The organism is Cupriavidus necator (assembly GCF_040578825.1).
Classification (GTDB): Bacteria; Pseudomonadota; Gammaproteobacteria; order Burkholderiales; family Burkholderiaceae; genus Cupriavidus; species Cupriavidus necator_E.
Genome location: NZ_JBEFLI010000007.1, coordinates 57,672 through 77,826 on the forward strand (window position 1 = coordinate 57,672; position 20,155 = coordinate 77,826).

General features: G+C 67.4%; 19 protein-coding genes. 14 read left to right on the forward strand and 5 right to left on the reverse strand.

Annotation, left to right across the window (positions count from 1 at the left end):
- Positions 1 to 40: 40 nt before the first annotated feature.
- On the forward strand, positions 41 to 796 hold the full coding sequence (locus tag AB1I47_RS05990; protein ID WP_354682851.1) for a TetR/AcrR family transcriptional regulator: 756 nt from the start codon (positions 41 to 43) through the stop codon (positions 794 to 796).
- 12 nt (positions 797 to 808) lie between these two features.
- On the opposite strand, the gene AB1I47_RS05995 is transcribed toward AB1I47_RS05990, so the two are convergent.
- From AB1I47_RS05995 to AB1I47_RS06010, 4 genes are read right to left on the reverse strand one after another with little or no spacing between them, the layout of a single operon-like run.
- Positions 809 to 1,444: an N-carbamoylsarcosine amidohydrolase gene (locus tag AB1I47_RS05995; protein WP_354682852.1), complete on the reverse strand. Its 636-nt coding sequence runs from the start codon at positions 1,442 to 1,444 to the stop codon at positions 809 to 811.
- The gene (locus tag AB1I47_RS06000) at positions 1,437 to 2,516 is read right to left on the reverse strand and encodes a 2,5-dihydroxypyridine 5,6-dioxygenase NicX family protein (protein ID WP_354682853.1); all 1,080 of its coding nucleotides are present in this window, start codon (positions 2,514 to 2,516) and stop codon (positions 1,437 to 1,439) included. Before AB1I47_RS06000 ends, AB1I47_RS05995 begins: the two co-directional genes overlap by 8 nt.
- 13 nt (positions 2,517 to 2,529) lie before the next feature.
- Positions 2,530 to 3,360: an alpha/beta fold hydrolase gene (locus AB1I47_RS06005; RefSeq protein WP_354682854.1), complete on the reverse strand. Its 831-nt coding sequence runs from the start codon at positions 3,358 to 3,360 to the stop codon at positions 2,530 to 2,532.
- Between the two features lie 11 nt (positions 3,361 to 3,371).
- A complete protein-coding gene (locus AB1I47_RS06010) occupies positions 3,372 to 4,124 on the reverse strand; it encodes a maleate cis-trans isomerase family protein (RefSeq protein ID WP_354682855.1) in 753 nt (250 codons plus the stop codon).
- Between the two features lie 346 nt (positions 4,125 to 4,470).
- On the opposite strand from AB1I47_RS06010, the gene AB1I47_RS06015 reads away from it, so the two are divergent.
- The 6 genes from AB1I47_RS06015 to AB1I47_RS06040 all read left to right on the forward strand — a co-directional run bounded on the left by AB1I47_RS06015 (position 4,471) and on the right by AB1I47_RS06040 (position 12,304).
- On the forward strand, positions 4,471 to 5,631 hold the full coding sequence (locus AB1I47_RS06015; protein WP_354682856.1) for an FAD-dependent monooxygenase: 1,161 nt from the start codon (positions 4,471 to 4,473) through the stop codon (positions 5,629 to 5,631).
- Between the two features lie 121 nt (positions 5,632 to 5,752).
- On the forward strand, positions 5,753 to 6,259 hold the full coding sequence (locus tag AB1I47_RS06020) for a (2Fe-2S)-binding protein (RefSeq protein ID WP_354682857.1): 507 nt from the start codon (positions 5,753 to 5,755) through the stop codon (positions 6,257 to 6,259).
- Positions 6,260 to 6,327: 68 nt separating this feature from the next.
- Entirely contained in the window at positions 6,328 to 9,189 is a 2,862-nt protein-coding gene (locus AB1I47_RS06025; RefSeq protein WP_354682926.1) for a c-type cytochrome, read from the forward strand.
- A 621-nt stretch (positions 9,190 to 9,810) separates the two neighbouring features.
- Positions 9,811 to 11,211 (forward strand): MFS transporter, encoded by a 1,401-nt coding sequence (locus AB1I47_RS06030; protein ID WP_354682858.1) that lies wholly within the window; start codon positions 9,811 to 9,813, stop codon positions 11,209 to 11,211.
- A gap of 156 nt (positions 11,212 to 11,367) precedes the next feature.
- Positions 11,368 to 12,018, forward strand: coding sequence for a uracil phosphoribosyltransferase (upp, locus tag AB1I47_RS06035; RefSeq protein WP_354682859.1), 651 nt, complete (start codon positions 11,368 to 11,370; stop codon positions 12,016 to 12,018).
- A gap of 121 nt (positions 12,019 to 12,139) precedes the next feature.
- Positions 12,140 to 12,304 (forward strand): DUF3149 domain-containing protein, encoded by a 165-nt coding sequence (locus AB1I47_RS06040; protein ID WP_354682860.1) that lies wholly within the window; start codon positions 12,140 to 12,142, stop codon positions 12,302 to 12,304.
- 77 nt (positions 12,305 to 12,381) lie between these two features.
- On the opposite strand, the gene AB1I47_RS06045 is transcribed toward AB1I47_RS06040, so the two are convergent.
- Entirely contained in the window at positions 12,382 to 13,902 is a 1,521-nt protein-coding gene (locus tag AB1I47_RS06045; protein WP_354682861.1) for a helicase HerA-like C-terminal domain-containing protein, read from the reverse strand.
- 211 nt (positions 13,903 to 14,113) lie between these two features.
- Between AB1I47_RS06045 and AB1I47_RS06050 the strand changes: the two genes are divergently transcribed.
- The 7 genes from AB1I47_RS06050 (at position 14,114) to AB1I47_RS06080 (ending at position 20,116) form a co-directional block, all read left to right on the forward strand.
- Positions 14,114 to 14,839 (forward strand): YebC/PmpR family DNA-binding transcriptional regulator, encoded by a 726-nt coding sequence (locus tag AB1I47_RS06050; protein ID WP_354682862.1) that lies wholly within the window; start codon positions 14,114 to 14,116, stop codon positions 14,837 to 14,839.
- Between the two features lie 84 nt (positions 14,840 to 14,923).
- Positions 14,924 to 16,192 carry a phosphoribosylamine--glycine ligase gene (gene purD, locus AB1I47_RS06055; RefSeq protein WP_354682863.1) on the forward strand — a complete coding sequence of 423 codons (1,269 nt, stop codon included), beginning with the start codon at positions 14,924 to 14,926 and terminating at the stop codon, positions 16,190 to 16,192.
- A gap of 172 nt (positions 16,193 to 16,364) precedes the next feature.
- Entirely contained in the window at positions 16,365 to 17,276 is a 912-nt protein-coding gene (gene hemF, locus AB1I47_RS06060; RefSeq protein ID WP_354682864.1) for an oxygen-dependent coproporphyrinogen oxidase, read from the forward strand.
- A gap of 10 nt (positions 17,277 to 17,286) precedes the next feature.
- Positions 17,287 to 18,024, forward strand: a complete 738-nt coding sequence (locus AB1I47_RS06065; RefSeq protein WP_354682865.1) for a nicotinate-nucleotide adenylyltransferase — start codon at positions 17,287 to 17,289, stop codon at positions 18,022 to 18,024.
- Between the two features lie 49 nt (positions 18,025 to 18,073).
- Positions 18,074 to 18,850, forward strand: a complete 777-nt coding sequence (rsfS, locus tag AB1I47_RS06070; protein ID WP_354682866.1) for a ribosome silencing factor — start codon at positions 18,074 to 18,076, stop codon at positions 18,848 to 18,850.
- A 46-nt stretch (positions 18,851 to 18,896) separates the two neighbouring features.
- Positions 18,897 to 19,376: a 23S rRNA (pseudouridine(1915)-N(3))-methyltransferase RlmH gene (gene rlmH, locus AB1I47_RS06075; RefSeq protein ID WP_011614787.1), complete on the forward strand. Its 480-nt coding sequence runs from the start codon at positions 18,897 to 18,899 to the stop codon at positions 19,374 to 19,376.
- A 137-nt stretch (positions 19,377 to 19,513) separates the two neighbouring features.
- Positions 19,514 to 20,116 (forward strand): Maf family protein, encoded by a 603-nt coding sequence (locus tag AB1I47_RS06080; RefSeq protein WP_354682867.1) that lies wholly within the window; start codon positions 19,514 to 19,516, stop codon positions 20,114 to 20,116.
- Positions 20,117 to 20,155 lie beyond the last annotated feature (39 nt).

Consider the following 20,155-nt stretch of genomic DNA (forward strand, 5'->3'; position numbering starts at 1 on the left):
TATACTGCGAGCCAACAGGGACACAGCCGAACCATCCACCATGACCATCAAGACCGCGCCCAGACCTGCAACCAAGCGGGCCGCAGCCGGCACGCGGGCCAGGCAGGCACAGGACAGCCGCGACCGCATCCTGAAGGCTGCCATCAAGGTCTTCGCCCAGCGCGGCTACGACGGCGGACGCATCGAACGCATCTCGTCGCTGGCCAAGACCTACGACCGGATGATCTATTACTACTTCGGCAGCAAGGAAAAGCTGTTCGTCGAAGTACTCGAGACCATCTACCTGCAGCTCAACGAAGCCGAGCAGAAGCTCGAACACGAACTCGACGCCGCCGACCCGGTGCGCGCGCTGTCGCAGCTGATCGACTTTATCTGGCAGTACTACCTCGACCATCCGGAATTCGTCGCGATCCTGACCAGCGAGAACATGAGCCAGGGCAAGCACGCGAAGAAGTCGGTGCGCCTGAGGGAGATCTCCAGCTACGCGCTGTCGGTGCTCGACGGCATCCTCGCGCGCGGCAAGGCCGCGGGGCTGTTCCGGCCAGACGTGGGCGCGCGCGACGTCTATATGGTGATCGCTTCGCTCGGCTACTTCTACAATTCCAACCATCATACGCTCAGCGCTTTCCTGGGCGAGCCGATGATGAGCCCGCCCGCGCTGGCGCACTGGCGCGATGTGATCCAGCAGACGGTGCTGCGCACGGTGTCCGTGCCCGGCGCCGTGTCCGATGCGGTGCAGCCGCCCGCGGCGGCCCCGCGCAAGGCGGCGCGCGCCAGGCGTATGGCCCAGGGCTGACAACGCCACGCCTCAGGCCGCGGCCCTGACGCCGGCGATCTGCGCCAGCGCGTCATCGCGCGTGAGCACCGTGGCGTACTTCTGCGCCATGTCGAACAGGTTGGCGTCATGCGGCCCGAGCGCGCGGTCGCCCACGCAATCCGACACCACCAGCGGACGGAAGCCCAGCGACATCGCATCGACCACGCTGGCGCGCACGCAGCCGCTGGTGACGCAACCCGCCACCAGCAGCGTCTGCACGCCGCGCTGCGTCAGCCATGCCGCCAGCGACGTGCCGAAGAACGCCGACGGCACGGTCTTGCGCACCACCAGCTCGCCCGGCGCGGGCGCCAGCTCCGGCACGATCGCGCTGTTGTGGCCGTGCTCCTTCAGCGTCAGCATGCCCGGCACCTTCAGCGTGAAGATATTGTGATCGCTGTCGTCGTCGGCGAACACGATGCGGCTGTGCGCCACCGGCCAGCCCTGTTCGCGCGCCGCGCGCAGCAGCGGCTGCGTATTGCGGATGGCGTCGGGGATATTGCCGCCGCCGAACACCGCGGGATCGGCAAAGCCATTGACGAAGTCGATGATCAGCAGGCCATACGGCGCACGCAGTTCCATCGACGCGCCAAAGCCCTGGCGCTGGTAAGTCTGCACGGCGTCATCCATGGCGAACGTCCTTGTAAAGCGAGTTGGCCGGCGCGTGGTGGCCGTCCATCACCTTGCCGCGCACCACCACCGGTTCGCCGTCGAGGCTGACGGTGCAATGGCGCACGGGAATATCGATATGGCAGGCGGTGGTGCGGCTGCCGCCCGCTTCATTGTTGGGACCGAACGAGCACAGGAAGTTGCCTTCGTAGGCGCGCGCGTCCATGCCGATGGTGGCCTCGCGGTCGTACATCGCCAGCGCCGACCAGCTCGCGCGCGGCTGCAGCCCCCAGCCGATATGCGACATCGCATAGGCTTCGGGATCGTTGAACGAGGCCATGTAGTCGGCCAGCAGTTCGGCATCGAGCCCGCCTTCGATGTGGCGCACATAGCCGGCCTCCACCGTGATGCAGATCGGTGCCTGGATATACGACTTCATCGGCAGCAGGATGTCGCCGCGGTCGAGCACGATGGTGCCGTTGGTGCCCCCCTCGTCGGGCCAGGTCAGCACGAAGCCGCTCGGCCAGTGGTCCCAGCGGCCCGGTTCGTCGACAAAGCCGTATTCGCTGATCGCGGGGAATTCGCCGAGGCTGCAGCGCAGGTCCATGCCGGCGTCAGACACGATATGCATCTCGCGCGCCCTGGCGAGCCGCGCGGTGGCGGCCTTGACGCGGGTGCGGTCGGCTTCGGTCGGCACCAGCCGCGCCAGCACTTCGGGGGGCTCCACCGCCAGCAGGATCCTGGTGCCGTGCGACAGGATCTCGTGCTGCTCGGGCGAGAACAACAGCGTCATCAGGTCCAGCACCAGGTCACTTGCCTTCAGCGCAGCGATGGCAGCGGGGTTGCCGGTGAGCGGCGTGGTGCCGAGATAGGCCAGCGCGTCGCGGCTGAGCGCCTTGTCGCCGTTGACCGGCGGCAGGTCGAGCCGGTTGACGATGGCGCCCATCGACGCCGCCGCCACCAGCGCGGTGCGCAGCGTCTGCGGATGCGTGGCGGCGCCGGTCAGCACGGTGACGGTCTGCCCCGGTTCCAGCTTCGACAGCGTCAGCACCTGCTTCCACGCCGCGGTCAGGTCGTAATCGCTTACGGGCATGTTCGCTCCTTGTTCAGTTCAGCGCCGCGCCGAGGAAGTCGCCGAAGGCACGGTAGAAGCCGGCCTCGTCGTCCCACGGGATCATGTGGCCGGCATTGGCGACATGCGCGACCAGCAATGGGGGCAGCAGCTTGCGCATCTCCTGCACGTCCTCCTCCCGGATCACGTCGCCGCGGCCCGCGGTCATCAGCAGGGCCGGTACCGGCACTTGCGGCAGGTCGGCGTGGATATCGTCCTCATGGAAGCCGTTGAAGCTGGCCAGGATCGCGCGCTCGTCGCAGGTATGCAGCCACTGCGCGCGCAGGCGAAGCTGATCCTCGGTCCAGGTCGGGCAGAAGCGCCGCATGCCTTCCACATCGATGCCCTGCTGCGCCAGCCGGATCGAATCGATGTACCACGGCAATTGCGACGGATACGCGCGGCGGCCCGGACCCGACACCGGCGGATCGACCAGCACCAGCCGCGTCAGGCCCGCGGGCTTGCTGCGCGCGGCGCGGATGCCGATGCGCGCGCCCATCGAGTGGCCGACGATGGCGTAGCGCCGCAGACCCAGCGCTTCAGCCAGCGCGATCACATCGGCGGCCTGCGCATCGAGGCTGTAGTCCAGCTCGGGGCCCGCTTGCGACAGGCCCCGGCCGCGCACGTCGAGCACATAGGTATCGAACTGCTGGCCGAACTGTTCGCCGACAAAACCCCAGGTCACCGCCGGGCTGGTGATGCCCGGCACGATGACGATGGCATCGCGCTGCGCACGCGCACCGACCTGCCCGCCATAGCGCAGGTAGTGCTGGCGGATGCCGTTGGCATGGACGTTGGCGCCGTAGAGAAAGGTGCTGGTCGTCATCGCCGGCTCCTTCAGTAAGCGCCAGACAGCAGCGCGCCCGCGCCCGGCACCACCGGCTCCAGGCCCAGCCGCTTCAGCATCGCGTACGTGGTGGCAATCGCAGCGGTGACCACCGGCTTGCCGGTCATCGCCTCCACTTTGGCCACCGCCGGCAGCGACGGCATCTGTACGCATGCCGACAGCACAATCACATCGGCGTCGGCGGTGTTCATCTGCGCGACGATTTCCGGCAACCGCGCCGGATCGTGGCGGCCCACCTCGAGATTGTCGGGAATCTCCAGCGCGCGGTAGTCGACCACCTCGTAGCCTTCATTGCGGATGTAGTCCACCACCAGCTCGGTCAGCGGCTTCATATAGGGCGCCACCACGGCGATGCGCTTCGCGCCCATCACCTTGAGCGCATCCACCAGCGCGCCGGCGCTGGTGATCACCGGTGCGTCGCCGCCGTTCTCGGCGGTATGCGCCTGCAGGCGCTGCTCGGACACGCGGTGGTAGCCGTGGCCCATCGCCATGATCGCGACCAGGCAGGCGTAGCCCAGCACGTCGACGCGGGCGTCGCTCAGTTCCACCGCGCAGCGGTCGGACTCGGCGTCCATGGCGGCCAGCTCTTCCTTGACCACCTTCTTCATTCGCATCCGGCTTCCATGGAAGGTGAAGCGTTCCGGACGCACCAGCTGGCGCGCGGCCAGCATCGCCGGGATCTCGGTTTCCATGGTGGTGTTGGAGCTCGGCACGATCTGGCCGATTCGGAAAACTTTCTGCACTGTCGACTCCGTATCTGTTTGTCTGTCTACCCTGCCTGCTACGGCCCGGGGCCTGCATGCTGCGATCGATTGTAGTGTACACACTTTAGCTAGGCAAACAGAATCTGCGCCCGATGCGATTCACTCATTCAGTGCATACTTAATCCATCAATCCCTGCTTTTGCGCGCCTATTCACCGTTATAGCGCCATGTGCGCGCGAAATCATCTTTGCATAAGGGTTTTCCATAAGTTTGCCATGTTCTTTCTTTACTCCGATTTTTTGAGTGTGTACACTCGTTTTCAACGGTCGGCCAGATGGCCACCCCAGCCCCCATCGACCCTTGTGTCATTGCCAGGAGAAAGAACGTGCAAGGCAAACCGCGAATCGCAGTTGTCGGCGCCGGACTCGGAGGGACGGCCGCTGCCGCCCTGCTGCAGCGTGCCGGCTTCCAAGTCAGGCTGTATGAACAGGCTCCGGCGTTCTCGCGCCTGGGCGCGGGCATCCATGTCGGGCCCAACGTGATGAAGATCATGCGGCGCATCGGCATCGAGGACGCGCTCAATGACATGGGCTGCCATCCCGACTACTGGTACAGCCGCGACGGCCTGACCGGCGAGGTGATCGCGCAGATCCCGCTGGGCGATTACGCGCTGCAGCATTACGGCGCCAGTTATCTGACCGTGCACCGCGGCGACTTCCACAAGCTGCTGACCGATGCCGTGGCACCCGGCACGCTCTTCTTCAACAAGAAGCTGGAAAGCGTCACCGACCAGGGCGACGTGGTGGAACTGCGCTTTACCGACGGCACGGTCGAAGAGGCCGATATCGTGATCGGCGCGGACGGCGTCAACTCGCGCATCCGCGAGACGCTGCTGGGCGCCGAGCCGCCCAAGTACACCGGATACGTGGCGCACCGCGCGGTCTTCCCGATCGCGCGCGTCAAGGGCTTCACCCATGAGCGCTGCACCAAGTGGTGGACGGACGACCGCCACATGATGGTCTACTTCGACACCAGCAAGCTCGACGAGATCTATTACGTCACCGGCGTGCCCGAGCCCGAGTGGGACATGAGCAAGAGCTGGGTGCCTAGCAGTATCGAAGAGATGCGCGCCGCGTTCGACGGCTGGCACCAGGGCGTGCAGTCGCTGATCGAAGGCACCGTCGAAGTGACCAAGTGGCCGCTGCTGGAGCGCGACCCGCTGCCGCTGTGGAGCCGCGGCCGCCTGGTACTGCTGGGCGACGCCTGCCACCCGATGAAGCCGCATATGGCCCAGGGCGCCGCGATGGCGATCGAGGATGCCGCCATGCTCACGCGCTGCTTCACCGAAACCGGCGTCGACGACTACGCCTCGGCCTTCGCGCTGTATGAAGCGAACCGCGCCGAGCGCGCCAGCAAGGTCCAGCTGGTCTCGCACAACAATACCTGGCTGCGCAGCAACGAGAACCCCGACTGGTGTTTCGGCTACGATGTATTCGACGTGCCGCTGGTGTCGGCCGGGCGCAAGCCGCTGTCCGCGGCGGCCTGATGCCAGCCTGACCCGGGCCTGCCGGCACAGTATGCCGGCAGGCAATATGACGCCGCAGCCCCTCGCCGACGAAGGGGCGCGGCACCGCGATGCGTGATGTGCAAACCGCCTCCTGCCCACGATGAATGCGCCCCGCCCCCCTCTTCGCATGGTGCTGCAGGTCAACCACGCCGAGCACACGCTCAGCGTGGCGCCTGACACGCCGCTGCTCTATATCCTGCGCAACGACCTGGCCTGCAATGGCCCCAAGTACGGTTGCGGGCTGGGGCAATGCGGCGCCTGCACGGTGCTGGTGGACGGCATGGCCGCGCGCTCGTGCGTGCTGCCGGTAAGAGCCGTCTTGGGCCATGAGGTGACCACGCTGGAAGGACTGGGCACACCGACGCAGCCCGATCCGGTCCAGCAAGCCTTTATCGACGAGCAGGCCGCGCAATGCGGCTACTGCCTGAACGGCATGATCATGACCGCGAAGGCCTTGCTCGCCCAGAATCCAGATCCCGACGAAGCGCAGATCCGCGAGGCGCTGCGCTTCAACCTGTGCCGCTGCGGCACGCATGTGGAGATCGTGCGCGCGGTACAGCGCGCGGCGGTGTTGCAACGGCAGGCCGCCGAGGGAGCGGCATCGTGAAGCCAGTGCTAGTGACGCAGGCCGGGCACACCGATGCCGTGGCCGACTATGCGCCGCCGCCGGCATCGATGTGCCTCGTCGCCCATGTGCTGACGCCGCCGGGGCTGCGCTGGACCGATGGCACGCCACTATTGCCGCGACTGCTTGGCGCTGACCGCGACGCAGCACTGGCGCTCCCAGGCGTGCGCGCCGTGGTGATCCGCAACCAGTTTGCGGGCGTGGTCGCGCAGACCGATGCGCTGGCCGCCAATGCCGCACGCGCGCTGAGGGCGCGCTGGTCGGCACCGCCACGCGCGGCTGAGGCACCGGTCTCGCGCCATGCCGTTGCGCAGCGCGGCGATGCCACAGGCGTGCTGGCCAGCGCCGCAACGCGCAGCGCGCAGCACTACCAGTGGCCGCTGGCCGGCACCGTTGCGCAGGCCCGCTGTACCGCGATCGCGGACTGGCGCGACGGCATGCTGCACGTGTGGCTGCCCAGCATGCGCCCGGGGGCGCTGCGCGAAGACCTGGCCGCGCTGCTGGGCATCGTGCCGCAGCAGGTTGCGCTGGCCTGCTGGCAAGCGCCGGACGATACCGCCGACCCCGCACTGCTGGCGCACCATGCAGCCGCCGACGCCGCACTGCTTGCCCATGCTGCCGGAAGGCCCGTCATGCGGCGGCTGTGCGCCGAAGACATTGAATTGTCCGACGCCGCGCTCGCTGTGCGCGTCGACACGGCACAAGCAGGCGATGCCATCGATGCCTACGCAGCTACACTGGCCGGCACCGCCGCGCCGTCGGTGCCGCTGGCGCTGTGGCTGACGCACACGCCCTCGCCGGTAACGGACAGAATCGATACCAGCCACGCTGGCAATGCCGGCATGCCGCCCTACCGCATCCCCAATGTCGATATCGGGACGGCCGGCAATCCGGCCGCCTTCGACGCCGCACCGCTCGCCGCGGCGCGCGCGCAGGTGTTTGCGCGCGAATCCCATCTCGACGAAATCGCCGCCGCCTCAGGCACCGATCCGGTCGCGCTGCGGCTCGCGCATCTGGACGATGCACGCGGCGTGGCGTTGGTAAGGCAGGTGACCGAGCGCGCCGGATGGATGCCGGCAGCACCGCGTGCCGCGGCATCGGCGGGCAACGTGCAGCGCGGCCGTGGCTTTGCCTATGCGCGTACGATCGACCACGATGCGGGCCAGAGCTGGTCGGCGTGGGTAGCGGAAGTCGAAGTCGACGGCACCAGCGGCGAACTCGCAGTCACGCGCGTGACCGTGGGCCATGACAGCGAATCGCTGGCGCCCCCGCAAGCTGCAGCGGTGACGCGCTCGCTCGAGCAGGCAGTCGCCGACACCGCCCTGCAACTGACCTCGGCCACGCCCGGCTTCGACACGTGGCCATCATCCGATGCCACCGCCGGCCAGACGCTGCCGGCCATGCCTGGCAGCGCGCTGCCCGAAGTGCGCCTGGCCGGCACGCTGGCCGGGCACGACATACTTGCCGCGGGGCCTGCCGATACGCTGCCCGCCGCAGCAGCGGTGGCCAACGCCATCTTCGACGCCACCGGCGTGCGCCTGCGCACCCCGCCCTTCAGCGCCGAGCGCATCCGGCTGGCGCTGGCCGAAACCGAAGGCAAGCGCATCGGCAAGCGCAGCAAGCGCGGCTGGATCGCCGCCGCTGCCGCCACCGCGGCCGGCCTGTGCGCGACGCTGTTGCCGTGGCGCGCGCCGATCGCGCCGGTCGCACCGCCGGAGCCCGGCTTCTACTCCGCCGCCACGCTGGAACGCGGGCGGCTGGTGGCGGCGGCGGGCGATTGCGCGGTATGCCACACCGCCCCCGGCGGCGTGAAGAACGCTGGCGGCCTGCCGCTGGAAACGCCGTTCGGCACGGTCTACAGCACCAACATCACGCCCGACGTGCAGACCGGCATCGGCAACTGGTCGTTTGCCGCGTTCGAGCGCGCGATGCGCGAAGGGATCCACCGTGACGGGCGGCGGCTGTATCCGGCCTTCCCCTACACGGCATTCGCCAAGGTCAGCGATGCCGACATGCAGGCGCTGTATGCCTGGCTGATGTCGGCGGAGCCGGTGAAGTCAGAGGTGCCGCAAACCCAGCTGGCATTCCCGTTCAACATGCGCCCGCTGCTGGCGGGCTGGAACCTGCTGTTCCATCGCAACGAACCATTCAAGCCCGACCCGTCGCGCTCCGCGCAATGGAACCGTGGCGCCTATCTCGCCGAAGGGCTGGGCCATTGCAGCGCGTGCCATTCGCCGCGCAACGCGCTCGGTGCGGAACAAAGCGGGCGCAAGTACCTGACCGGCGGCAGTGCCGAAGGCTGGGAAGCGCCGCCGCTGACGTCGCTGTCGCACGCCCCGGTGCCGTGGACCGAAGCCGCGCTGTTCACCTACCTGCGCGGCGGCTATGCGCCGCATCATGGTGCTGCCGCGGGACCGATGGCCCCCGTGGTGGAAGAACTCGCGCAGTTGCCCGAATCGGATGTGCGCGCGATCGCGCACTACGTCGCCTCGTTCGGCACGCCGCCGCCTGCGCCATCGGTGCTGGCCGCGCAGGCAGCGCAGGTCGAGCAGCGCAGCGCGCAGGCAGCGCTCACCCTGAACGGTCCGGGCGAACGCCTGTACCAGAGCGCCTGCGCGGTGTGCCACCAGTCTGAGCAAGGGATCGCGCAGTTCGGCGTAAAGCCATCGCTGGCACTCAACACCAACCTGCACAGCAAGCTGCCCGACAACGTGATCCAGGTGCTGCTGCAAGGCATGCCCGCGCCGCCCAACAGTGAGCTGGGCGCGATGCCGGCCTATGCCGACACTTTCGACGACCGGCAGATCGCGCAGTTGGCGCAATACCTGCGCGCGCGCTTTGCCCCCGACCAACCCGCCTGGCAGGACCTGGAGAACACCGTCGCGCGCCTGCGCGCGACGCCTGCCCACTGAGACCAACGCAGACCCGCGCGGCCGGCTCGCCGCGCCTTCCGCATCCACGCTGAACGCACATACGCCGTGCCTGGCAAGGCGCTTCGCCACCGGGCAGGGAGACGTGCGGCCCCACGCCGGCGCAATGCGCGCCACGCGCGGGAAAACCCCGAGGAGAGAAACCGCAATTCGGCCTTGCCCGCCAGTTTCATGTAGCTTACGCTGAACGATCATGTAGTGCGCACTACATGAGTGCCGCATGGCGCGCAGCGGTGCCTCCCCGCACAAGGACGGCGCGCCGCGAGCGGCAAACGAGACAACAAAACCACAAGATTGGTCCTTTACATCACCGGAAGCGCTGGCCCGGAGCTTGCATAGTCCCATCGCAATGCCGACCGGGAGTTCGGGCTCAGGACACCAAAGGGTAGACAACAAGGAGTGACTATGTCGTATCAGAATCTGCAAAGTGTTGCGAGCGTGCTACCGGGTTAGTTCCAGCCTCGCTAAATTGAAGTAATCACCACGTTTCGTTGCAACTCGGTGCGATGGCATCACGCATTAGTCAGTACCGCAGTCTGGTCCCGCTTCGATAAACGTGTGCTTCCGAGTTCAAGAACCAGCCTATAAAGACAGGTAGACAACATGTCGTCATCCATCTCATCCATGCCACCCACGACGATCGCAGACGCAACGACTAGCGCGCCCCCGCAGCCGAGCGCGAGGGCAGCGTCCTCTCAAACCATCTCGATCGAACAAGGCATCCGTGCGGCCGGCGTCGGCCGGTTCCAGTATCGGCTCTTTGCCATCTTCGGCCTGGTCTGGCTCGCTGACGCGATGCAGGTCCTGTCGATCGGGTTCACCGCGCCGTCCATCGCGGCGACATTCGGCATTCCCGTCCCGACGGCTTTGCAGACCGGCACGATGTTCTTTGTTGGCATGCTGATCGGTGCGTTCGTGTTCGGCCGGCTCGCGGACAGGATCGGCCGCCGGCCAGTGCTGATGATGGCGGTGATCATTGACGCCATCTGTGGAGTCGCGTCCGCCTTCGCACCGGAATTCCAGTGGCTGCTGGTGCTGCGCTTTCTGACCGGCATCGGCGTCGGCGGGACTTTGCCCGTTGACTACACCATGATGGCCGAGTTTCTCCCGTCCGACCGCCGCGGCCGCTGGCTGGTCCTGCTGGAGTCATTCTGGGCCGTCGGCACGATCCTGCTCGCCATTCTTGCGCTGATCGCCGTGTCGCAGGGCGATGATGCCTGGCGGCTGATCTTCTTCGTCACCGGCATTCCCGCGCTGGTCGGCGTGGTCTTCCGGTTCTTTGTTCCCGAATCGCCGCTCTACCTGAATAAATCGGGGCGCTCGGCCGAGGCACGCGCGGTGCTGCAGCGCGTAGCCACCGCCAATCGCGTTTCCGTGGAAATCGGCGCGCTGGAGCCGCAGAAGATGGAGCGCAAATCGGTTTTCGCGCTGTTCGCGGCCGGATGCCGGCGCCGCAGCATCTGCCTGCTTGCCGCGTGGATGCTGATCTCGATTGCCTATTACGGGGTCTTCGTCTATCTGCCGGTGAAGCTGGCCGGCCAGGGCTTTGGTTTCATGCGTGGCCAGGTCTTTCTGATCGTGCTGGCGCTGGTACAGCTGCCGGGCTTCGCGCTCGCCGCGCACGGCGTCGAGCGTTGGGGGCGGAAACCGACCCTGATCGGCTTCCTGCTGCTCAGCGCGGCAGGTTGCATGCTCTATAGCCTGGGCCAGTCCCCCGCGCTGGTCATCGGCTCTACCTTGCTGATGAGCTTCGCCCTCCTCGGTACCTGGGGCGCGCTCTACGCCTTCACGCCTGAGGTGTATCCGACGGATCTGCGGGCCAGCGGGATGGGCACTGCGGGTGCGATGGCACGCTTCGGTGGCCTGTTCGCCCCTTCCATCATTGCACCGATCATGGCCAGCCAGTTCACGCTTGCCCTTGGGTTGCTGTCGTCGTTCCTTGCGTTGGCGGCGCTTGCCATTTTCATGGTGGATATCGAGTCGAAGAACCGCGCGCTGGATTAAGGCAAGGCACCGGCGCGGGCCGCGGATCGCCAGCCATCGGGCCGCAGCCGCGCTGCGGCCCGCTTCCATTACAATCCGGCTACAACGGCGCGGCGCCCTGGTCGACCTGGCCTGGCCGCCCGCCCCCCCTCTTCCGCCGAGCCCTCGCCGCCAGCCATGAAACAAGATCCGCGCTTTCCCAATCTGTTTATCCTCGACCACCCGCTGATCCAGCACAAGCTCTCGCATATGCGCGACAAGGAAACGTCCACGCGCACCTTCCGCGAGCTGCTGCGCGAGATCACGCTGCTGATGGGCTACGAGATCACGCGCAACCTGCCGCTCACCACGCGCCGCATCGAGACGCCGCTGGTGGAACTGGATGCACCGGTGATCGCGGGCAAGAAGCTGACCATCGTGCCGGTGCTGCGCGCGGGCGTGGGCATGAGCGACGGGCTGGTCGAACTGATCCCGTCGGCGCGCATCGGCCATATCGGCGTGTACCGCGACGAGCAGCACCGCCCGGTGGAATACCTGGTGCGCCTGCCGGACCTGGAGGACCGCAGCTTTATCCTGTGCGACCCGATGGTGGCCACCGGCTATTCCGCCGTGCACGCGGTGGAAGTGCTCAAGCGCCGCGGCGTCAAGGACGAGGCGATTACCTTCGTCGCGCTGGTGGCGGCGCCCGAAGGCGTGGAGGTGTTCCAGAAGGCGCATCCGGGCGTCAAGCTGTTCGTGGCTTCGCTCGACAGCCACCTGGACAGCGATGCGTATATCGTCCCGGGCCTGGGCGATGCGGGCGACCGGTTGTTCGGCACCAAGAACTGACTGCCGGCCCTTGCGCCGGCTTGACCGGCCTCAATAGTCCGTACTGAACGGCTCCCTACACTGGCGGCAGCCGCTGGCGGTAACCCGCCGGCGCAGACCGCCAATCCACAGGGAGCCAAGCATGGAAGCCTTCAAGATTCTCTTCAGCACCAGCACCGGCCTGATGAGCCTGGGCGTGATCGTCTTTATCATCGGCATGGGCTGGTTCTTTGCGCGGATGTTCGCACGCAAGATGCGCGAGGACGCGGAGGCTGCGAAGGCGGAGCAAACGGGGCAACGCCGCTGACCGCGGCGATTTTGCATTGCTGACTGGGCACTCCCTCTCCCGCGCGCGGGAGAGGGGAGCAAACAAGCTTGATTTCTTTACTTTCTCTTTCCCAGCAAGCTCCCCAGCACACCACGGATCAGTTCGCGCCCCACCTGCGAGCCCACCGTGCGCGCGGCCGACTTGGCCATCGATTCCAGGATCGAATCCCCCCGCCCGCTCTTGCCGGTGCCCTTGGTCAGCGTGCCGAAGATATCGCCAGCCGTGCCAAGCCACCCGCTATCCTGTTCGCCCTTCTGTTCGCCGGCCGGCGCCTTGCCATTGCCATTGCCGTTGCCGACCGTCGCCACGCTGTCCCGCAGCTTTTCATAAGCCGATTCACGGTCAACCGTCTTCTCGTACGTCCCCGCCACCAGCGAATTCGCGATCAACTGCTTGCGCTCCTCCTCCGTCGCCGGCCCGATGCGGCTGCCCGGCGGCAGCACCCACGCCCGCTCGGTCACGCACGGCGTGCCCTTGGCATCGAGGAACGACACCAGCGCCTCGCCCACGCCCAGCTCGCCGATCGCGGTTTCCACGTCCAGCCTGGGATTGGCGCGCATGGTGGTGGCCGCCACCTTGACCGCCTTCTGGTCGCGCGGCGTGAACGCGCGCAGCGCGTGCTGCACGCGGTTGCCGAGCTGGCCCAGCACCGTGTCGGGAATATCGATCGGGTTCTGCGTGACGAAATACACGCCCACGCCCTTGGAACGGATCAGCCGCACCACCTGCTCGATCTTGTCGAGCAGCGCCTTGGGCGCGTCGTTGAACAGCAGGTGCGCCTCGTCGAAGAAGAACACCAGCTTGGGCTTGTCCAGGTCGCCGGCCTCGGGCAGCTTCCCGAACAGATCCGACAGCATCCACAGCAGGAACGTGGCGTAGAGCCGCGGCGAGTTCATCAGCTTGTCCGCCGCCAGGATATTGATGACGCCCTGCCCCTTCTCGGTCTGGATAAAGTCTTCCAGGTTGAGCATCGGCTCGCCGAAGAACAGATCGCCACCCTGAGACTCCAGCGCGATCAGCCCGCGCTGGATCGCGCCGACCGAAGCGGCCGAGATATTGCCGTACTCGGTGGTGAACTGCGCGGCGTTGTCGCCGACGTGCTGCAGCATCGCGCGCAGGTCCTTGGCGTCGAGCAGCAGCAGGCCGTTGGCGTCGGCAATGCGGAAGACCAGGTTGAGCACGCCCTGCTGGGTGTCGTTCAGCTCCAGCATGCGCGACAGCAGCAGCGGCCCCATGTGCGAGACCGTGGCGCGTACCGGATGGCCCTTCTGGCCGAACACGTCCCACAGCGTGGTCGGGCAGGCGCCCCACGCCGGCTCGGGCAGGTTCAGGTCGGCCAGGCGCTGCTTGAGCTTGTCCGAGAGCTGGCCTGGCTGCGAAATGCCGGTCAGGTCACCTTTGACGTCGGCCATAAAGACCGGCACGCCCAGGCGCGAGAACCCCTGCGCCAGCGTCTGCAGCGTGACGGTCTTGCCGGTGCCCGTGGCGCCGGTGATCAGCCCGTGCCGGTTGCCCATCTGCGGCAGCAGCACGAGGTCATGTTCGGCGTTCTTGGCGATAAGGATGGGGTCGGCCATGATCTTCCTGATAGCAAGGTGCCGCGGGGCTCGCCACGGCAGCGGCGCGGGCAGGCCCGCGTGATAAAATCCTGGGCTGATTATAGCCAGCCGCCAGACATATCCGTCACCTGGCGCGCGCCGTCCCGAGGCCTTGCGCCCCGGCTCCGGCAAGCGTGGCGACCCCGCATTCCATCACCGCACAACAGCGTTTTCCGTCTCGGAGAGAATCATGGCCGGTCACTCGAAATGGGCCAATATCAAACACAAGAAAGCTGCCGCTGACGCCAAGCGCGGCAAGATCTGGACCCGCCTGATCAAGGAAATCACCGTGGCCGCCAAGCTCGGCGGCGGTGACGTCGACTCCAACCCGCGCCTGCGCCTGTCGATCGACAAGGCCATGGACGCGAACATGCCCAAGGACAACATCCAGCGCGCGATCCAGCGTGGCGTAGGCGGCCTGGAAGGCGCCAACTACGAAGAGATCCGCTACGAGGGCTACGGCCTGGCCGGCGCGGCCATCATCGTCGACTGCCTGACCGACAACCGCACCCGTACCGTGGCCGAAGTGCGCCATGCCTTCTCCAAGCACGGCGGCAACATGGGCACCGAAGGTTCGGTGGCATTCATGTTCACGCACTGCGGCCAGTTCCTGTTCGCGCCCGGCACGCCGGAAGACAAGCTGATGGAAGCGGCGCTGGAAGCCGGCGCCGACGACGTCGTCACCAACGACGACGGCTCGATCGAAGTGACCTGCCCGCCCAACGATTTTTCGGCGGTCAAGGCCGCGCTGGAAGCCGCCGGTTTCAAGGCGGAAGTGGCCGACGTGGTGATGAAGCCGCAGAACGAAGTCAGCTTTGCCGGCGACGACGCGGCCAAGATGCAGAAACTGCTCGACGCCCTGGAAAACCTGGACGACGTGCAGGAAGTCTTCACCAACGCGGTGATCGAAGACTAAGCTGCAACAAGCCCCCATCGGCGGCGACCCGGACACAGCCCAGGCCGCCGCCTTTTAGTATGTGTTTCTTTTCTGGCAGTGATCATGAAAGTATTGGTTGTCGGCTCGGGTGGACGTGAACACGCGCTGGCCTGGAAATTGGCCCAGTCACCCAAAGTGCAGGTGGTGTACGTCGCGCCGGGCAACGGCGGAACCGCGCTCGACAAGCGCCTGCAGAATGTTCCGCTGACCGATCCCGAGGTCATCGCCGCCTTTGCCGAGCGCGAGGGCGTGGCCTTCACCGTGGTCGGCCCCGAGGCGCCGCTGGCGGCCGGTATCGTCGATATCTTCCGCGCCAAGGGCCTGCGCATCTTCGGGCCGACCCAGGCCGCCGCGCAGCTGGAGTCGTCCAAGGACTTCGCCAAGGCGTTCATGCAGCGCCATGGCATCCCGACCGCCGCCTACCAGACCTTTTCCGACGCGACCCAGGCGCACGCCTATATCGACGCGCAGGGCGCGCCGATCGTGATCAAGGCCGACGGCCTGGCCGCGGGCAAGGGCGTGGTGGTGGCGATGACGCTGGACGAAGCGCATCAGGCGGTCGACATGATGCTGGCCGACAACAAGCTGGGCGATGCCGGCGCGCGCGTGGTGATCGAAGAGTTCCTCGAGGGCGAGGAAGCCAGCTTTATCGTGCTGGTCGACGGCAAGAACGTGCTGGCGCTGGCCACCAGCCAGGACCACAAGCGCCTGCTGGACGGCGACGCCGGCCCCAACACCGGCGGCATGGGCGCCTACTCTCCCGCCCCGGTGGTCACGCCCGCGCTGCATGCGCGCGCGCTGCGCGAGATCATCCTGCCGACCGTGCGCGGCATGGAAAAGGACGGCATCCCGTACACGGGCTTCCTGTACGCCGGCCTGATGATCGACAAGGACGGCAACCTGAAGACGCTGGAATTCAACTGCCGCATGGGCGACCCGGAAACCCAGCCGATCCTGGCGCGCCTGAAGACCGACCTGGTCGACGTGATGGAGCACGCCGTCAACGGCAAGCTCGACGTGGTCGAACTGGACTGGGACCGCCGCACCGCGCTGGGCGTGGTGATGGCCGCCTACGGCTACCCGGAGAGCCCGCGCAAGGGCGATGCCATCACCGGCATCCCGGCCGAGACCGACGACAGCGTGACCTTCCACGCCGGCACCACGCTCAAGGACGGCACGCTGCTGACCACGGGCGGGCGCGTGCTGTGCGTGGTCGGGCTGGCCGACACGGTCAAGGCCGCGCAGCGTGCCGCCTATGCCGCGGTCGAGCAGATCCGGTTTGACGGCATGCAGTACCGGACCGATATCGGATACCGGGCCATCAAGCGCTGATCCTGCCCCCGGCCCGGCTGAGTCGCCGCGCCGGACGCTTCGGACGCAAGCGACCGCCCGGCCGCCCCAGCCGGTACAATCGTGACAATGCTGTGACCCACCCGGCAGCCAACAGGCTGCCGGAGTGCCATCCAGCCCGTCCATCCGCCGGTTTTATCCGCCTTCGCCAACCATGATCGATTCCCAGGCAGTCCGTGCCTATCTGCTCGGTCTGCAAGACCGCATCACCGATGCCATCGGTGCCATCGACGGCCAGCCGTTCCTGACCGACGCCTGGGAGAAACCGCCCACCGAACGCCTGCGCGGCAGCGGCCGCACCCGCATCCTTGAGGGCGGCGCGGTGATGGAGCGCGCCGGCGTGGGTTTCTCGCACGTCAGCGGCGACACCCTGCCGCCGTCGGCCAGCGCCAACCGGCCCGAGCTGGCCGGGCGCAGCTTCGAGGCGATGGGCGTGTCGCTGGTGTTCCACCCGCGCAACCCGTACGTTCCTACGGTCCATATGAACGTGCGCTGCTTCCTGGCGCTCAAGCCGGGGGCCGAGCCGGTGTGGTGGTTCGGCGGCGGCATGGACCTGACGCCGTACTACGGCAACGCCGAAGACTGCAGCCATTTCCACCGCACCTGCAGGCAGGCGCTGGCGCCCTACGGCGACGAGCTGTACCCGCGCTTCAAGCAGTGGTGCGACGAGTATTTCTTCCTGAAGCATCGCAACGAGGCACGTGGCATCGGCGGGATCTTCTTCGACGACTTCTCGGCGCTGGGCTTCGAGCGCAGCTTCACGATGATGCAGTCCGTCGGCGACGCCTTCCTGGACGCCTACCTGCCGGTCCTGCAGGCACGCAAGGACACCCCGTTCGGCGAGCGCGAGCGCGATTTCCAGGCCTACCGGCGCGGGCGCTACGTCGAATTCAACCTCGTGTTCGACCGCGGCACGCTGTTCGGCCTGCAGTCGGGCGGACGCGCCGAATCCATCCTGATGTCGATGCCGCCGCTGGTGACCTGGCGCTATGACTGGCAACCGGAACCGGGCAGCCCCGAAGCGGCGCTGTACACGGATTTCCTGCCGGCACGCGACTGGGCCTGACGGCAGACCTATGGCCAACCCTCTGCAACACCGCAAACCCGCCGCAGACGCGGGCGCACCGCCGCACACCCCTGCGGACCGTCCCTACCGCCTGGGTATCCTCGGCGGCACCTTCGATCCGCCCCATGTCGGCCACCTGGCGCTGGCGCGGCTGTGCATCGAGCACCTGGCGCTGGACGAGCTGGTATGGATCCCCACCGGCCAGTCCTGGCAGAAGGGCGCCGACGTCACCCCCGCCGCCGACCGGCTGGCGATGACCGAACTGGCCGCCGCCGCGCTGCAGGCCAGCGGCGCCAAAGTCCGCGTGAGCCGCATGGAAGTGGACCGCGCCGGCCCCAGCTACACCATCGACACGGTGCGCCAGTTGCGGGACGAATACGGCCCCGAGGCGTCGCTGTGCTGGCTGATGGGCGCCGACCAGTTGCTGCGCCTGCACACCTGGCATGGCTGGCAAAAACTGTTCGAGCACGTGCACCTGTGCACCGCCACGCGCCCGCGCTTCGAGCTGGCAGCGCTGGAGGGTCCGGTGCTGGAAGCGCTGGCCGAACGCCAGGCCGACACGCAACTGATACAATGCACGCCCTCCGGCCGGATGTGGATCGACCAGACGCTCGCCGTCGACCTCTCTTCCACCCACCTGCGCCAGCGCCTGGCAACCGGCCAGCCGGCAGATGACCAACTGCCGCCGGGCGTGGCACACTACATCGCAAGCCACGGGCTGTACCGCGACGCCCGGGCCGGGGCATAACCCCCCGGCGCCCACCACCCAACCGATCTCAGCTGAACAAGAAGACACCATGGATATTCGTAAACTGCAACGCGCCATCGTCGACGGCCTCGAGGATGTCAAAGCGCAGGACATCAAGGTGTACGACACCAGCCACCTGACCGAGCTGTTCGACCGGGTGGTGATTGCCAGCGGGACCTCCAACCGCCAGACCAAGGCGCTGGCAGCATCGGTGCGGGATACGGTCAAGGAAGCCGGCGGCCATATCGTGGCGGTCGAGGGCCTGGAAACCGGGGAATGGGTGCTGGTGGATTGCGGCGACGCCGTGGTCCATATCCTGCAGCCGCAGTTGCGCCTTTACTACAACCTGGAAGAGATCTGGGGCGACAAGCCGGTGCGCATGAAGCTGGCCACCGGCGCCCGCGGCCTGGCCAGGGCCAGCGAGCCGATCGACGAGGATGAGGACGAGGTGCCGGCCGTGCGCGGCACGCGCCGCGCCAGCAGCCTGCGCCCGGCACTGGCCCGCCTGCCGGAAGGCATGAAGGAGCCGTCGCCGCCGATGGGCCACGAGGACACCGACGCGGACGCGATCGCCACCATCCGCAAGCCGGCGCGCAAGACCGCCGCCAAGACCACGGGCACGAAGACCGCGGCAGGCAAGACGGCGGGTACCCGCGCCGCGGCGCCGCGCAAGACGGCCGCCGGCACCACGGCACGCAAGACCGCGACCAAGACGGGCGCCAAGGCCCCCGCCAAGACCGCTACCAAGACGGCCACCAAGTCCGCCGCCAGCAAGACCGGCGCGGCCAAGCCGGCGGCCCGCAAGCGCACCGCCCGCTCGGCCTGAGCCCCCGCGCGCGGCCGGCTGACGGCCGCGCAGCAGACACATCGCAATGCAACTGGTGATCGTGGCCGTCGGCCACAAGATGCCCGGCTGGATCGAAACCGGCTTCAGCGAGTATGCCAAGCGCATGCCGCCCGAGCTGCGCATCGAACTGCGCGAGGTCAAGCCGGAAACCCGCTCGTCCAGCAACAACGCCGCCACCGTGATGCAGCGCGAAGCCGCGCGCATCGAGGCGGTGCTGGGCTCGCTGTCGAAGCAGTGCCGCATCGTCGCGCTCGATGAACGCGGCCGCGACTTCACCACCGTGCAGCTTGCCGCGCAGCTGACCGACTGGCAGCGCGAAGGCGGCGACGTCGCCTTCCTGATCGGCGGCGCCGATGGGCTCGACCCGGCGCTGAAGGCGCGCGCCAGCACCCTGATCCGGCTGTCCAGCCTGACGCTGCCGCACGGCATGGTGCGCGTGCTGCTGGCCGAGCAGCTCTACCGCGCCTGGTCGGTCACGCAGAACCACCCCTACCACCGCGCCTGATCCCGGCGCGCGGCGGACGTTACAATGCGGGCCACCGCCGCGCCCCCGGTGCGCGTTTCGCTGGTGTCGCGCGCTTCGGCGCGCTTCCGCGAGTTTTCCGATTCCTGCCGATTCCCGCATCTCTCCAGCCTGCCGCGATGCACGACTACCTCTACCTCGCCTCCCAGAGCCCGCGCCGCCGCGAGCTGCTGACCCAGCTCGGCGTGCAATACGAACTGCTGCTTGCCGATGACGACGAGGATGCCGAAGCCCTCGAAGCCGTCCTGCCCGGCGAAACCCCGGACGACTATGTGCAGCGCGTCTGCGCGCTGAAGGCCGAGGCCGCGCTGCGCCGCCGCGAGCGCCGCGCGCTGCCCGACGCGCCGGTGCTGGCCTCCGACACCACGGTCTGCCTGGGCGGCCGCATCCTGGGCAAGCCCGCCAACGGCGCCGACGCGGCAGCGATGCTGTTCTCGCTGTCAGGCAGCACCCACCGCGTGCTGACCGCGGTGACGGTGGTGTCTATGCTCGGCATGCACCATGCGCTGTCGGTCTCCGAAGTCACCTTCCGCCCGATGCAGCCCGCCGAGATCGAGCGCTATGTCGCCAGCGGCGAGCCGCTCGGCAAGGCCGGCGCCTACGGCATCCAGGGCCGCGCGGCCGAATTTGTCGAGCGGATCGCTGGCAGCTATTCAGGTATCATGGGCTTGCCCTTGTTTGAGACGGCGGCGTTACTTCGGCAGGCCCGCCTGCGCTTCTGAACGCTTCTGAGCCGCCCGCCCCCGCACCCAGACAAGACC

Excerpts from the sequence above, each read along its gene's own strand:
- AB1I47_RS05990 (WP_354682851.1), top strand. The coding sequence starts at position 41 with ATGACCATCAAGACCGCGCCCAGACCTGCAACCAAGCGGGCCGCAGCC.
- AB1I47_RS05995 (WP_354682852.1), bottom strand. The coding sequence starts at position 1,444 with ATGGATGACGCCGTGCAGACTTACCAGCGCCAGGGCTTTGGCGCGTCG.
- AB1I47_RS06000 (WP_354682853.1), bottom strand. The coding sequence starts at position 2,516 with ATGCCCGTAAGCGATTACGACCTGACCGCGGCGTGGAAGCAGGTGCTG.
- AB1I47_RS06005 (WP_354682854.1), bottom strand. The coding sequence starts at position 3,360 with ATGACGACCAGCACCTTTCTCTACGGCGCCAACGTCCATGCCAACGGC.
- AB1I47_RS06020 (WP_354682857.1), top strand. The coding sequence starts at position 5,753 with ATGAATGCGCCCCGCCCCCCTCTTCGCATGGTGCTGCAGGTCAACCAC.
- AB1I47_RS06025 (WP_354682926.1), top strand. The coding sequence starts at position 6,328 with ATGTGCCTCGTCGCCCATGTGCTGACGCCGCCGGGGCTGCGCTGGACC.
- AB1I47_RS06030 (WP_354682858.1), top strand. The coding sequence starts at position 9,811 with ATGTCGTCATCCATCTCATCCATGCCACCCACGACGATCGCAGACGCA.
- upp (WP_354682859.1), top strand. The coding sequence starts at position 11,368 with ATGAAACAAGATCCGCGCTTTCCCAATCTGTTTATCCTCGACCACCCG.
- AB1I47_RS06040 (WP_354682860.1), top strand. The coding sequence starts at position 12,140 with ATGGAAGCCTTCAAGATTCTCTTCAGCACCAGCACCGGCCTGATGAGC.
- AB1I47_RS06045 (WP_354682861.1), bottom strand. The coding sequence starts at position 13,902 with ATGGCCGACCCCATCCTTATCGCCAAGAACGCCGAACATGACCTCGTG.
- AB1I47_RS06050 (WP_354682862.1), top strand. The coding sequence starts at position 14,114 with ATGGCCGGTCACTCGAAATGGGCCAATATCAAACACAAGAAAGCTGCC.
- purD (WP_354682863.1), top strand. The coding sequence starts at position 14,924 with ATGAAAGTATTGGTTGTCGGCTCGGGTGGACGTGAACACGCGCTGGCC.
- hemF (WP_354682864.1), top strand. The coding sequence starts at position 16,365 with ATGATCGATTCCCAGGCAGTCCGTGCCTATCTGCTCGGTCTGCAAGAC.
- AB1I47_RS06065 (WP_354682865.1), top strand. The coding sequence starts at position 17,287 with ATGGCCAACCCTCTGCAACACCGCAAACCCGCCGCAGACGCGGGCGCA.
- rsfS (WP_354682866.1), top strand. The coding sequence starts at position 18,074 with ATGGATATTCGTAAACTGCAACGCGCCATCGTCGACGGCCTCGAGGAT.
- rlmH (WP_011614787.1), top strand. The coding sequence starts at position 18,897 with ATGCAACTGGTGATCGTGGCCGTCGGCCACAAGATGCCCGGCTGGATC.
- AB1I47_RS06080 (WP_354682867.1), top strand. The coding sequence starts at position 19,514 with ATGCACGACTACCTCTACCTCGCCTCCCAGAGCCCGCGCCGCCGCGAG.